The organism is Endozoicomonas sp. ALB091 (genome assembly GCF_049310265.1).
Classification (GTDB): domain Bacteria; phylum Pseudomonadota; class Gammaproteobacteria; order Pseudomonadales; family Endozoicomonadaceae; genus Endozoicomonas.
On record NZ_JBLYNQ010000007.1, the window covers coordinates 878,427 to 891,912 of the forward strand.

Annotated in this window: 13 protein-coding genes and 2 tRNA genes; 6 read left to right on the forward strand and 9 right to left on the reverse strand. The window is 51.3% G+C overall.

The genetic code is table 11. From position 1 onward, the window contains the following. Positions 1 to 96: 96 nt before the first annotated feature. Together ACO6UX_RS15660 and ACO6UX_RS15665 are read left to right on the forward strand one after the other, a co-directional pair. The gene (locus ACO6UX_RS15660) at positions 97 to 336 is read left to right on the forward strand and encodes a hypothetical protein (RefSeq protein WP_422449140.1); all 240 of its coding nucleotides are present in this window, start codon (positions 97 to 99) and stop codon (positions 334 to 336) included. Then, on the forward strand, positions 333 to 1,352 hold the full coding sequence (locus ACO6UX_RS15665; protein ID WP_422449142.1) for a tyrosine-type recombinase/integrase: 1,020 nt from the start codon (positions 333 to 335) through the stop codon (positions 1,350 to 1,352). The genes ACO6UX_RS15660 and ACO6UX_RS15665 overlap by 4 nt, the downstream gene beginning before the upstream one ends. 106 nt (positions 1,353 to 1,458) lie before the next feature. Here ACO6UX_RS15665 and ACO6UX_RS15670 read toward each other — a convergent pair. The 3 genes from ACO6UX_RS15670 to ACO6UX_RS15680 all read right to left on the reverse strand — a co-directional run bounded on the left by ACO6UX_RS15670 (position 1,459) and on the right by ACO6UX_RS15680 (position 3,252). Further along, positions 1,459 to 1,535, reverse strand: a tRNA-Pro gene (locus ACO6UX_RS15670). 95 nt (positions 1,536 to 1,630) lie between these two features. Further along, positions 1,631 to 1,707: transfer RNA gene (locus ACO6UX_RS15675), tRNA-Pro, on the reverse strand. A 180-nt stretch (positions 1,708 to 1,887) separates the two neighbouring features. Beyond that, positions 1,888 to 3,252, reverse strand: a complete 1,365-nt coding sequence (locus ACO6UX_RS15680) for a class II 3-deoxy-7-phosphoheptulonate synthase (protein ID WP_422449144.1) — start codon at positions 3,250 to 3,252, stop codon at positions 1,888 to 1,890. Between the two features lie 361 nt (positions 3,253 to 3,613). Here ACO6UX_RS15680 and ACO6UX_RS15685 point away from each other — a divergent pair, with 361 nt between their 5' ends. Then, a complete protein-coding gene (locus ACO6UX_RS15685; protein ID WP_209275299.1) occupies positions 3,614 to 3,862 on the forward strand; it encodes a hypothetical protein in 249 nt (82 codons plus the stop codon). Positions 3,863 to 3,873: 11 nt separating this feature from the next. Here ACO6UX_RS15685 and ACO6UX_RS15690 read toward each other — a convergent pair whose 3' ends face one another. The 5 genes from ACO6UX_RS15690 to tadA form a co-directional block, all read right to left on the reverse strand. Next, positions 3,874 to 4,722: a sulfurtransferase gene (locus ACO6UX_RS15690; protein WP_422449146.1), complete on the reverse strand. Its 849-nt coding sequence runs from the start codon at positions 4,720 to 4,722 to the stop codon at positions 3,874 to 3,876. A gap of 324 nt (positions 4,723 to 5,046) precedes the next feature. Next, positions 5,047 to 5,355: a hypothetical protein gene (locus tag ACO6UX_RS15695; protein WP_422449148.1), complete on the reverse strand. Its 309-nt coding sequence runs from the start codon at positions 5,353 to 5,355 to the stop codon at positions 5,047 to 5,049. 72 nt (positions 5,356 to 5,427) lie between these two features. Further along, positions 5,428 to 5,898 (reverse strand): glycine zipper 2TM domain-containing protein, encoded by a 471-nt coding sequence (locus tag ACO6UX_RS15700; RefSeq protein ID WP_422449150.1) that lies wholly within the window; start codon positions 5,896 to 5,898, stop codon positions 5,428 to 5,430. Between the two features lie 41 nt (positions 5,899 to 5,939). Then, on the reverse strand, positions 5,940 to 9,866 hold the full coding sequence (gene purL, locus ACO6UX_RS15705) for a phosphoribosylformylglycinamidine synthase (protein WP_422449152.1): 3,927 nt from the start codon (positions 9,864 to 9,866) through the stop codon (positions 5,940 to 5,942). A 206-nt stretch (positions 9,867 to 10,072) separates the two neighbouring features. After that, the gene (gene tadA / locus ACO6UX_RS15710) at positions 10,073 to 10,567 is read right to left on the reverse strand and encodes a tRNA adenosine(34) deaminase TadA (protein ID WP_422449154.1); all 495 of its coding nucleotides are present in this window, start codon (positions 10,565 to 10,567) and stop codon (positions 10,073 to 10,075) included. Between the two features lie 245 nt (positions 10,568 to 10,812). On the opposite strand from tadA, the gene ACO6UX_RS15715 reads away from it, so the two are divergent. Beyond that, positions 10,813 to 11,319 carry a type III secretion system chaperone gene (locus ACO6UX_RS15715; RefSeq protein ID WP_101748737.1) on the forward strand — a complete coding sequence of 169 codons (507 nt, stop codon included), beginning with the start codon at positions 10,813 to 10,815 and terminating at the stop codon, positions 11,317 to 11,319. 78 nt (positions 11,320 to 11,397) lie between these two features. Here the strand turns inward: ACO6UX_RS15715 and ACO6UX_RS15720 are convergent, their stop codons facing one another. Then, positions 11,398 to 11,634 carry a hypothetical protein gene (locus ACO6UX_RS15720; protein WP_422449156.1) on the reverse strand — a complete coding sequence of 79 codons (237 nt, stop codon included), beginning with the start codon at positions 11,632 to 11,634 and terminating at the stop codon, positions 11,398 to 11,400. Here ACO6UX_RS15720 and sctN point away from each other — a divergent pair. Both sctN and sctO read left to right on the forward strand, forming a co-directional pair. Continuing rightward, positions 11,626 to 12,969, forward strand: a complete 1,344-nt coding sequence (sctN, locus tag ACO6UX_RS15725; RefSeq protein WP_422449158.1) for a type III secretion system ATPase SctN — start codon at positions 11,626 to 11,628, stop codon at positions 12,967 to 12,969. The genes ACO6UX_RS15720 and sctN overlap by 9 nt on opposite strands. A gap of 4 nt (positions 12,970 to 12,973) precedes the next feature. Continuing rightward, complete coding sequence (sctO, locus tag ACO6UX_RS15730; protein ID WP_422449160.1) at positions 12,974 to 13,477, forward strand: type III secretion system stalk subunit SctO; 504 nt, start codon at positions 12,974 to 12,976, stop codon at positions 13,475 to 13,477. Positions 13,478 to 13,486: the final 9 nt, after the last annotated feature.

Consider the following 13,486-nt stretch of genomic DNA (forward strand, 5'->3'; position numbering starts at 1 on the left):
GTAAGCCTCTGAAGGATGTTATCAAAAGACTCTGGAAGAGACTAGATTCTGTTTTTGCGCCTCCTATTTCTATAAAACATGAACATGGAGGTTCATATGAGTGACACAGCAGTAGCTGTAACGGGTAACAGCCCCAACCTGCCTTCAAGTGAACTCATCACCGAAGAGCAGCTTATGCTCTGGAGCAAATTTAAACGTCAGGCAGATCTGCTGAACTTTTTGCAGATCAACAATATTGTCTATTTCCGTGGCCGTGGGGGGAGCATTTGCACAACCCTGAACGCAATCAACCATTGCCTGCATAATAACAACCAGAACGGGCAGGCTTGGGGATGAGTAGCACTAAAAAAAGGCGCTACCCAACAGACGTCTATGTCTATCGCAACAAATTGGTATATTGGCCGTACTTGGGTTGCATTAACGGTAAGCCAAAAAGAGGCAAACGTCTTATTCTTGGCTCCCCAGATATGCCTGAGGGTAAGATTTATCAGCTACTGAATCAGATTAAAGAGGCCCGCGCCAAAACGATTGAATGGTTACTCTCTGCCTATATGGATAGCGAAAAATTCAAAAAACTGGGCAAATCGACCCGCCACAATCGGAAAGAAGTTTACTACCCAAAAATTATTGACAGACGAGGGCCAAACAATGGCGCCCGGTTTGGTGATATTCTCCTGAACAATATAACTCCAGCCATGCTGTTACGCCTTTTGAAAACCTTCAAAGGCAATCCGACCCGCAATCAGATCAAAACATTTATAAGTGCGGCCTGGTCATGGGGAGTATTGGAGTACGAAGATGCCCCCCGGCAAAATCCCGCTAAAGAAGTTCCAAATTTTGAGGAAGAGCCCAGGACTTTCTACATTACAGACGAGCTCTACAGAAAAGTTCGTCGCACTATGAAGCCTCTTTATAGAGCAGCCATGGAAATAGCCTATCAGTGTCGGGCAAGGGAAATAGAAATTTTTGCCCTGACTTATGACGACCTGCTTAAAGAAGGTGTATACCTCAAAAGAGCAAAAGGCAGTATCTCAGAAATCACACTCTGGAATCGCAGACTCCGAACGGCCGTAGCCATGGTGAAATCCATCTGCACTAATAAAAACAGTCAGTATCTTTTTCATGAGCCTGACGGTTCACCCATTGAGCCGCAAAAATTTGCCGGTCGCTTTAAAGACTGCATGCGTCGTCGCGTTGCAGCTGGCAAAATCACACCTGAAGAACGTTTTACTTTTCACGACATGAAAGCCAAAGGAGTTTCAGATCACGAAGGACAGTTTTCTGGTCACAAGACCGAGGAAGGAAGAAAAGTTTATATCCGCAAAGCACCGAAAATCAAAGGGTCGAAATAAGCTACACTGGCCCAGTAAAACACTTGTTTTGTTCTCATTTTTGTTCTCAAACCCGCCTCGCATAAACATATTTTTATATTTAAGTGCTGTAAGCCCTTGGTTTCACTGGTCGGCGTGAGAGGATTCGAACCTCCGACCCTTTCGTCCCGAACGAAATGCGCTACCAGGCTGCGCTACACGCCGAAGCCAGAGCTATTCTAGACATGCAGACGAAACTGTCAATGGCAGCAGAGAAGAATTCAATGAAGCTTTAAGAAGAGAAGTAAGGAAAGGAAATATGGTCGGGGTAGAGAGATTCGAACTCCCGACATCCTGCTCCCAAAGCAGGCGCGCTACCAGACTGCGCTATACCCCGTTAGATGAAACCTATCATATTGTTTTTGAACGATAAGTCAACAGCTATCAGTAAACCATGTCTATTTTTTAAACTTGCTGGTTAAACGGAATATGTTAGCCGCATTAACAGTGGCATCCAGAGCTAATGTCGTAATATCACCGGATGATGCTAATGCGGTCTTGCATGGTTGAGCCTAAACTATGTTCTATCTCTCAACGTGCGGCACTTCTTCAGGGTATCAGCAATCAGGAATGCCAGCTCCAGCGCCTGATCAGCATTCAGGCGAGGATCACAGTGGGTATGATAACGATTGCCCAGATGATCTTCCGTCACGGCATTGGCACCGCCGACACACTCCGTCACATTCTGACCGGTCATTTCAAAGTGAACGCCGCCGGCATAGGTTCCCTCGGCGCGATGAGCCGCGAAGAACTGCTCAACTTCTGAGAGAATTTTTGATACTTCGCGGGTTTTATAACCATTGCTGGCCTTGTAGGTATTCCCGTGCATTGGATCACAGCTCCAGAGCACATTGCGCCCTTCACGCTGAACCGCTTTCAGCAGTGGCGGCAGGCCTTTCTCCAGGTTGTCAGCCCCCATGCGGACAATGATGTTCAATTTGCCGGGAATATTCTCCGGGTTGATCCGGTCAATCAGTCGAATCAGGTCATCCGGTGGCAGGGTTGGGCCTGCTTTCAAACCAATCGGGTTTTGAATACCACGGACAAACTCAACATGACCACCATCGACCTGACGGGTTCGGTCACCCACCCAGAGCATATGGGCTGAGCAGTCATACCAGTTACCGGACAGGCTATCACGGCGGGTCAGCGCCTGTTCGTAAGGCAGCAACAACGCTTCATGGGAGGTATAAAATGCGGTTTCTCGGATGGTGGACGAATGCTCTGCTGAGATGCCACAGGCTCTCATGAAATCCAGCGATTCATCAATTCGGTCAGCCATGTTGCGGTATTGATCAGTCTGTGGGCTGTTTGCAACAAAGTCCAGATTCCAGGCATGCACCTGTTCCAGAGAGGCCAGGCCACCCTGGGCAAAAGCTCGCAGCAGGTTCAGGGTGGAAGCAGCCTGGTGATAGGCCTGCAGCATTCTCTGGGGGTCCGGATTACGAGCCGCCGGGGTAAACTCGGTGCCGTTAATGATATCACCGCGATAGATCGGCAATTCAACACCATTGATGGTTTCAGTGCCAGAAGTTCTTGGCTTGGCAAATTGGCCGGCCAAACGCCCTACCTTGATCACCGGGCAGGCAGCACCAAAGGTGAGCACCACCGCCATCTGCATCATGACTTTAAACGTGTCACGGATGTTATTAGCCGAGAACTCCAGGAAGCTTTCTGCACAGTCTCCCCCCTGCAGCAGAAATGCTCTGCCTTCGGTCGCTTCTGCCAGACGGTTTCTCAACTCATTCACTTCACCCGCAAAAACCAGCGGTGGCATGGCAGCCAGCTCCTGTTCAACCCGGCTCAATTTTTCCTGGTCGGGATATTCCGGCAGCTGGAGCAACGGCATATGTCTCCAGCTATCAACAGTCCATGAATTCATTAAGTCACCAGCTCTTTAACACTCGCTAAAAACAGTCATTCTACCTGAATACATCATCAAGGCTGAGAGGTTTTCCCATGAATAATTATGGAAGATATATCAAGAATTATCGCTGATTAGCCGAACTTAAGACTTTACATACCCTATCTGGTTTGTTATAAGTTTTGACCGAACAACAATACGCATACTTACTTATCGCTATGAATTCTTCACTGCTTGCCATGATTACCATGAAACCCGGCACCATTATGATGCTCCGGGGGAGTTATCGTGGATAGCTGAAAAGCAGAAACGAGCCCCCGCACCCTAACCGGTCCGGGGGCTTTTTTATGACCATTTGCCACTGACAGGAAATGACAGCGTGAACGAGTTGAACCTTCGACTGATCACCACCAGTGATCCCGGCAGCCTTGAACAAATTCTCCAGTGCAGCAGCGAGAACGGGTTACACCTGAAAAGTTTTGTTGCTGAGCTGAACAGCAAAAAAGATCAGTATGAAATCAAGATGTGCGTTTCCGGTTTTACCAGTCAGCATCAGATTGTTGGCAGGCTGGCTCAGCAGAAACACATCCGTGAGCTGAGCCCGATAAAATCCCGTGGGTTACTCTGAATGACACGAAGCTATTGGCCTCTGGCGACAGGATGCAGGGGGTCTATTATCCATTCGCTCCATGAGCCGGGGTACAGTGTGGCACCCGACAAACCCGCAAGCTCCATGGCAAAAATATTGTGACAGGCGGTAACACCGGAGCCACAGTAGAAGACAGACCGGGAGTCGTCGCCAACCAGTGCAGTAAATAGTTCCCGCAAGTGATCCGCTGAAAGAAAGCGGCCATCTTCATCCAGGTTTTTGGCGAATGGATGGCATACCGCCCCGGGAATGTGCCCAGCCTGCGAGTCCAGGGTTTCTTCTTCTCCACGGAATCGTTCATAAGCCCTGGCATCAATCAGTTTATAACTAAGGCTACCTTCAGTTTCTATCTGCGCCATAAGATCCTGCGCTGAAACCGTTGGCATATGTCCCGTGGTAAAATCAGCCTGAGTTTCTGCCACTTCAGACACATCGTTAGTCACAGGATAACGGCCCGCCTGCCAGGCTTTCATGCCGCCATGCAGAATCATAGCCTGAGAGATACCCGCCCAACGTAACAGCCACCAGGCCCTGGCGGCCATGGCATGACCGCCATCATCATAAACAACGACCTGAGAGTGCTTATCCATTCCCCAACGACGGAGTGTTGCCTGCCAGTCTGCCGACTCGGGCAGTGGATGCCTGCCAGTTTTACCGGGAATAATCAAACCGGAGAGATCTGCTTCAAGATCAGCATGGAGCGCTCCCGGAATATGTCCCTGGTGATACATCACCCGTCCCTGTTTCGGGTCGGCGAGACTGAATCGAGCATCCAGAACCAGCAGATGTTGGTCGTTCAACAGGGTAGCCAGCATCTCCGGCTCTATTAATAAAGGCATCACTTACCTCTGTCTGGCTGCTAACCGAGGCGGAGCCCAGTGCAGCTAACACACCACTATGAAACATTTATGAAGGTTTACTTTTCTTGCCACACAGTAAAAAAATGACAGTGGCTTTGCAACCAGTCCTGATAACCGTGGTTCGAAGGGAGGAATAGTTCGGAGGAAAGGGAAGTTAAGAAGAGAAATAAAACCCACCAGCAGAGCTGGCGGGGTCACATCCGTGTGACAAGTGCATCCATGCAAGGTTTACGTTATCAATACACTCGTGATGGCAATAGCAGTGATTACGCGAAAAAATGTGAGATATGTCTCACACTTTCATCATTTTCCGGTTGCAGGCTTGTCCACTACCTTGTCGTCACGAAGCACTTTTTCCGAAAGCAGGTTGCTCAACTCTCCGTTATCCGGCGTTTTCAGGATGATTCGGGTTTCTTCGGAAGACTCGTCAAATTCGATGCCCGGAGAGTAAGCAGGCTCTTCCACCGGCGTGTCTATGACCTCCTGCTGTATCGGAATGACTTCCGTTACGGGCAATGGTTCAGGCTCATCCTTTTTAGCCAGCAAAAACCAGCCAGTCACACCCAGAGCCAGAAGAGCCGCCAGCACTACTGCAATTGTCTTGTTACTCATGCCCATCCTCACCCATAGCCGGAAAGCCTCCAAAACTTATTCAAGAGCGGAGACGAGCCCCGCTCCATCAAACTATCGCATTCGAACAACCCGAGTCGTGTTACCCTGCGTCAAAATCTTCACCGCATCACCCACCTGCATAGGCGCTTTTGAGTCAACCTCCTGAACCACTGAAATATATTTTCCACTATCAAGCCGAATGGTCATCTCAATACCCTGCTGTGTGGTCAGCTGTTTTTCAGCCCTGCTCCCCAGCACACCACCGGCAACTCCGCCCAGGATAGCGGCAATATCACTGCCTCTGCCACCGCCAACACTGGATCCTGCAATACCACCAATGGCCGCACCGGCCACAGTACCCACAGCACCTTCAGTGCCTTCCAGTGTTACATATTGCAGCTCGGAAACAGTGCCAAAACTGACCTGCTGGATTCTCCGGGCCTCACTGCTTGAATAGGTTGTCCCTGTGCTGTCCGTCATACACCCTGACAGCAGAGCGGCAAAAGTGAGGGGCAATATGGCCCAATAGCGTCTCAAATTCATGTCGTTAACTCCTTTTGGGAAAACAGGAAAGACCTTTCCTGTTAACCGACCCAGACCCGTGCGTTGCGGAACATTCTCATCAACGGTGCATCTTCACCCCAGTGTTCTGGGTGCCAGCTGTTTTGAACTGTACGGAATACCCGCTCAGGATGGGGCATCATAATGGTAACCCGACCATCGGCAGAGGTCAGGCCAGTAATTCCCTGCACCGAGCCGTTGGGGTTGTAGGGATAACGTGTGGTGGGCCTGCCCTGGTTATCCACAAACTGCAAAGACACCTGACCACTGTTCGCCAGCCGCTCCAGGTGAGACGGATCGGCAAACTCGGCATGCCCTTCCCCATGAGCGACAGCAATTGGCATACGGGCACCCTCCATCCCCCGGAAGAGGATTGAGTGGCTCTTCTGAACCTTAACCATCGCCACCCGGGCCTCAAACTGCTCAGACTGGTTGCGGACAAAGTGAGGCCAGTAGTCAGCACCGGGAATCAGGTCATGCAGATTGGAGAGCATCTGACAGCCGTTGCATACACCCAAGGCAAAACTGTCGCGACGATCGAAGAAGCGGGCAAACTGATCACGGGCCTGTTCATTAAAGAGAATCGACTTGGCCCAGCCTTCTCCGGCTCCCAGAACATCCCCATAAGAGAAGCCACCACAGGCCACCAGACCTGTAAATTCATCCAGAGTACGTCGACCGGACAGGATATCACTCATGTGCACATCAACTGTTTTGAAACCAGCCCGGTCAAAGGCCGCCGCCATTTCTACCTGACCATTGACACCCTGCTCCCGCAAAATGGCCATGGCTGGACGAACACCGGTGTTGATATAGGGAGCCGCCACATCCAGAGAGATATCGTAAGGCAGGGAGGCATGAAGCCCGTCATCATGATCATCCAGCAGGTTATCGAACTCCTGTCGTGCACACTCGGCATTGTCCCGCAGCGCCTGAATGCGATAGCTGGTTTCTGCCCACCAGCGCTGGAACTTGATCCGGCTTTCACTGACCAGCTCGGCTCCATTGAACCGGAACGATACCCGCTGGCCAGCAGCCAGGGTACCGATGGTGTGAGAACAGGCAGCAAGACCATGCTGAGCCAGGATATCCTTAACAAGGCCTTTCTCGCGGTGGCGCACCTGGATAACCGCACCCAGCTCTTCATTAAACAGAGCTGGCAGAACCATGGACTTGTTGCCAGCCAACTTATCCAGATCAACCGCAATACCGGTATGGCCAGCAAACGCCATCTCAATCAGGGTGGTAAACAGGCCACCGTCGGAGCGGTCGTGGTAGGCCAGCAGCAGGTCTTTATCCATCAGTTCCTGAATGGCATTAAAGAATCCTTTCAGATCTTCCGGGGAGTTAACGTCCGGTGCCGAGTCACCTACCTGACCATAGACCTGGGCCAGTGCTGAACCACCCAGTCGATTATGGTCACGGCCAAGGTCAATCAACAGCAGATCGGTATTACCCTGATTCGTCCTCAGCTGGGGCGTCACCGTCCTGCGAATATCCCGGACCGGGGCAAATGCCGAGATAACCAGCGACAGTGGTGAAGTGACACGCTTATCTTCCCCATTTTCCTGCCATTGGGTGCTCATGGACATGGAGTCTTTACCCACCGGAATAGCAATACCCAGAGCCGGACAAAGCTCCATACCCACGGCCTTAACCGTATCAAACAGGTTTTCATCTTCACCGGGATGACCTGCTGCGGCCATCCAGTTGGCCGACAGTTTGATATCCCCGATTTTACCAATACGGGCAGCGGTAATATTAGTAATCGCCTCGCCAATCGCCATGCGACCGGAAGCGGGTGCATTGATCAGGGCAAGCGGTGTGCGTTCCCCCATGGACATGGCTTCGCCGGTATAGCCCTGAAAAGCCGTTGCGGTCACCGCGCAGTCTGCCACAGGCACCTGCCAGGGGCCCACCATCTGGTCACGATTAACCAGACCGGTAATGGTTCGGTCGCCAATGGTGATCAGGAAGTTCTTGCTGGCAACGGATGGCAGTTTTAATACCCGCTCCATCGCTTCCAGCAGCTTGATGTCGGTCAGGTCCAGGGGATCACGCTCGAAGGACTGACGTTGAATCTCACGGTGCATCCTGGGTGGTTTACCCAGCAGCACATCCAGCGGCATATCCACCGGGTGATTATTGAAGTGGCTGTCATCCAGCAGCAGCCGCTGCTCTTGGGTCGCTTCACCCACCACGGCATAAGGGCAACGCTCCTGCTGACAGATTTCTTCGAAGCGGTGAAGGTCTTCGGCCGCCACCGCCATCACATAACGTTCCTGGGACTCATTACACCAGAGCGCCAGCGGCGACATGCCCGGTTCATCATTATGAATGGCACGCAACTGGAAGTGACCGCCCCGGCCACCATCACTGACGAGTTCAGGCAGTGCGTTGGAGAGACCACCGGCCCCCACATCGTGAATAAATGCGATGGGGTTCCTGTCCCCCTGCTGCCAGCAACGGTCGATCACCTCCTGGCATCGACGCTCCATTTCCGCGTTGTCTCGTTGCACACTGGCAAAGTCCAGGTCTTCCTGACCTTCACCCGATGTCATGGAAGAGGCCGCGCCACCACCCAGGCCAATCTGCATGGCAGGACCGCCCAGGACAATCAGCCTGGCACCCACCGGGATCTCCCCTTTTTCAACGTGTTCAGCTTTGATATTGCCAAGACCACCGGCCAGCATAATGGGCTTGTGATAGCCACGAACCTCATAGCCTGCAACGCCTTTGACGCTGGCCTCAAAGGTACGAAAATAGCCACACAGGTTTGGACGACCAAACTCATTATTAAAACCGGCACCGCCTAATGGGCCTTCGATCATGATTTCCAGCGGCGAGACAATGCGGCCTGGCTTGCCATAATCCTGTTCCCAGGGCTGTTGATAGCCTGGAATGTTCAGGTTAGATACGGTGAATCCGGTCAGACCGGCCTTGGGCCTGGATCCCTTACCGGTGGCACCTTCATCACGAATTTCACCACCAGAACCGGTGGCGGCTCCCGCCCAGGGTGCGATGGCCGTCGGGTGGTTGTGGGTTTCTACCTTCATGAGGATATGAATATCGTCCTCATTGAAACCATATTCACGGCTGTCAGATTCCGGGTAAAACCGTTTTGCGTGGAAACCTTCAATAACCGAGGCGTTATCTTTATAAGCTGACAGCACCCCTTCACTGTGCAGGGCATGAGTATTTCGGATCATCTTGAACAGGGAAAGATCCTGCTCTTCACCATCAATACTCCAGGAAGCATTAAAAATTTTATGCCGACAGTGTTCCGAGTTTGCCTGGGCAAACATCATCAACTCAACATCCGTAGGATCCCGTTCGAGTTTTTGATAGCTCTCTATCAGATAGTTGATTTCATCCTCAGCCAGAGCCAGGCCCAGGGAAAGATTAGCCGCAGCCAGTGCCTCTCTGCCGCCTTCCAGAATGGACACAGTAGTCATCGGGGCTGGCTCGGCCACAACAAACAGTTTGGTAATTTCACCCTCATCACGGAAGACAGCCTGAGTCATCCGGTCATGGAGCAAATCTGCAATCCGTGTTTCCTGATCTTCTGATAAACGGGTATCCGCAAACACCAAAAACCGAACGCCTCGCTCGATTCGCTGGATCATACCGAGGCCACAATTGTGAGCAATATCGGATGCTTTACTGGACCAGGGGGAAATCGTGCCCGGACGGGGAACCACCAGAAATTCTGCCCTGGAAGAAAAGCTGTCAGGTTCTATCTGTTGAATCTTTGGGCCGTAAGTCAATAGTCTGGCCAGAATATCAGACTGCCTCTCACTCAGACCTTCCGCACAGGACGACTGGATTTTCACATAATGCTGGAATTCAGCAACAACACAGGAGATCTCTGGCACTCGGCTCTGCAGCTGAGCGAGCAGCTTTTGACGGCGAAACTGGGAAAGTGCAGGGGTGCCACGCAGTATCAGCATGTTCTGGTCTGTCCTCGGGCCAATTAACAGCTAGTGAGGAGCTACAGCCTGGATGAGCTAATAATAAACATCAGGAAGCCCGGATGAGTGGCCACTTCCTGATTGGATTACAGCCAGCCCTTATGCTTTAGCCTCTCAACTCAGGGGGATATTCAAAGGCTGCCTATAATAATCGAAACCAGCCTTCGGAAACCAGCAGTCACAGGCTATTTATCAACAAAAGGCTGCTTTCCCCGCTGTTCACGAATTTGCTGACGGCGAAAACGAAAAAACTCGCTGATCATCCCACTGCATTCATCTTGAAGGACACCTCCGGTAACCTCTACCCGGTGGTTCATCTGAGGCTGTTCAAGAACCCTTGCGGCACTGACAATGGCACCGGCCTTGGGTTCTGTTGCACCGTAGATCAGGCGACGAATCCGACTGTGGACAATCGCACCTGCACACATGGTGCAGGGCTCCAGCGTAACATAGAGATCACAATCCAGCAGACGGTAGTTGCCAATGGCTGCAGCCGCTGACTGAAGTACCAGAATTTCAGCATGAGCAACGGGATTACAGGATGAAATAGGTTGATTACACGCCCGGGCGATGATCTGACCCTCCTTAACCACGACAGCACCGACGGGCACCTCGCCCAGGGTACGGCCTTTATCAGCTTCCAGCAGGGCTTCTTTCATCCAAATGGTGTCATCAATCACAAACTATCTACCAAACCTGACAATCTTGAGCGATTTTGCATCATGAAGTAAAACGGCAGGCTTTTCATCCCTTGATTGGCGAATTTATTTCAGCTTTTTATGAAATGTGACAATCCGCCGATTAAATCTATGGAATTTTTTCCCATGGCGAATGTCTGAGCTATATATAGTGTCTAAGCTATAAATAGCCTATCAAAAATAAATTGCTCAATTATGAAAAATAAATCACTGGAGGGAAGGGCCTGATGTCTTTCAAGCAGAATGTAGAACAGCATCTACAACACTTTGCCCAGAGCATCGGCCTGGGAGAACTCAAATTAAACGAACACGATGCCTGCGGGTTGTGTTTTGACGACACCCTGATCGTGAACATGGAGTATCTGGAAGATGATGAGGCGCTGGTATTTGTTGCTTCTGTTCGACCCATGATTACCCATGACAGTCCGGAGAAAACCACACTGCTGGAAAAAATGTGTTCACTGAACCTCCAGCACCATAGTATGCAGGGTGCCTTTCTGGCCTTGAACCATGACAAAACTGAAGTACTGCTGATTCGCTCCCTGCAGGCTTCCTGCGATTACGGTTTATTCGAGTCCACCCTGGAAAAGTTCGTCAACACTCTGGAATGGTGTGTCAGTGAACTGGATGAGTCCAAGCAGGACCAGACTTCTTCAACATCCACCCCTCCCCGCCCCCAGAGTGGTCCCGGAGGAGCCCCCGGAGGCCCCGGCGATATGGGAATGATGGTGTAACTCCCAAAATACCCAATACCATGAAGGGCTTTCACAGCCCTTCTTTTATTTCGCTGCATTTATTTTACCAACACCATTTCAGCTCGAAATCATCAGGCCGAAAAGAAAAATAGCAGCCTGTAATGGATTCGGGAATCCTTTATCCGGTTTTTCAGCCACGTATTGAGTAGAGCAACTATACTCTGCCGCGTCTGGATAATAACTCCATGCTGTCAGGGCAGGTAATGCTGCATTTACCGAGCATGGAAAGCAGAAGGATCTCGATAGCAGCATATCCATAGCAAGAAAAATAATGGAGGCATCAAGTTGGCTCAAACTTTTAACTATCTCACCAATGCGCTGCAAAGCACCGTGGAAAGCGGCAGGCTGATTGATATTCGTGGCCGTGTTACTGAAGTTCAGGGCATGATCATCAAAGCGGCGGTGCCTGGTGTCAAAATCGGTGAGCTCTGTGAGCTGGTATCCCCCAATAACCCTGATGACAGCGACCGGAACTCATACGCCGAAGTGGTCGGTTTCCAGGGACATGAGACGGTACTATCCCCCCTGGGTGAAATTATGGGGATCTCCTCCACCACTGAAGTTATTCCAACCGGCAAAGTACACCACGTAGCCGTTGGCCCTCACCTGCTGGGGCATGTGCTGGACGGTATGGGCAACCCATTAAACCCTGACGCATTTGATGGCATTGAGCCTGAAGCTCATTACCCGGTTTATACCGATGCCCCCGACCCCATGACCCGAAGAATTATTGACCACCCCATTCCCCTGGGCGTTAAAGCCATTGATGGCGTTCTAACCTGTGGTGAAGGGCAGAGAATGGGGATCTTTGCAGCGGCCGGTGGTGGTAAGAGTACCCTGTTGTCCATGCTGGTCAAGGGAGCGGAAGTGGATGTCACCGTACTGGCCCTGATCGGTGAACGGGGGCGGGAGCTGCGGGAGTTTATCGAGCACGACCTTGGCCCGGAGGGGGTTAAGAAATCGGTTATTATTGTGGCGACCTCCGACAAGTCCTCCATGGAGCGTTCCAAAGCCGCTTACACTGCAACAGCCGTTGCTGAGTTTTTTCGTGATAAAGGCAAACGGGTTCTTCTGCTTATGGACTCTGTCACCCGTTTTGCCCGTGCCCAGCGTGAGATCGGACTGGCCGCCGGAGAACCACCGACCCGTCGGGGTTTCCCGCCTTCGGTATTTGCCACCCTTCCCAAGCTGATGGAGCGCACCGGGATGTCAGATGTAGGCTCTATTACGGCACTCTATACCGTGCTGGTTGAAGGGGATGACATGACCGAGCCGGTAGCGGATGAAACACGCTCGATTCTTGATGGTCATATCATTCTCTCCCGAAAGCTGGCCGCATCCGGGCACTACCCGGCCATTGATGTGCTGGCCAGTGCCAGCCGTGTGATGAATGCCATTACTACCGAAGACCACCGGGCGGCGGTCAGTCGGGCAAGAGCCCTGATGTCCAAATATGAAGATATTGAATTACTGGTAAAAGTCGGGGAATACAAACAGGGGGCTGACCCACTGGCCGACGAGGCGATTCAGAAAATTGAAACCATCCGCTCTTTTCTCAAGCAGAGAACGGATGAACTGATGCCCCTCGACCAGACAATTGCCCAACTACAGCAAATCGTAGGTTACTGAGAAGATGCTGCATGATCTGCTGAAGGTTAAAAATATACGGGAGGAATCGGCTGAACGGGAGGTGAAGCGCTGTCAGCATGAGCTGGATCTCGCCCATCAGGAGGTCGAACAACGCAAGCAGGAAGTGGCACAACGTCAAAAGGATCTGGAAGAGTATGTTGTATGGCGCAGTCAAGAAGAACAGCGGCTATACGATAACATTATGAACACAAGTGTTCAGCAGCATGATCTGGATCTGTTGAAGCAGAAAGTTGCCATGTTACGGGAGAAAGATGCCTCCCTGGAACAGGCCATTGCCGATGCAGAAAAACGGGTGGTAGAAGCACAACAACAGGTAGTCAAAGCGGAGCAGGTCCTGGAAGAAGCGAGACAGGCTCACTTTAAAGCCAAGATGGCTGTGGAGAAGTTTGAGGAGTTCTGCAAGGTACAGGATGAAGAGGCTGAGAAAGAAGCCAAACGTCTTGAAGATCTGGAAATGGAAGAATTTACCGTCAAATCCAAGGAATAGGAGTTAACC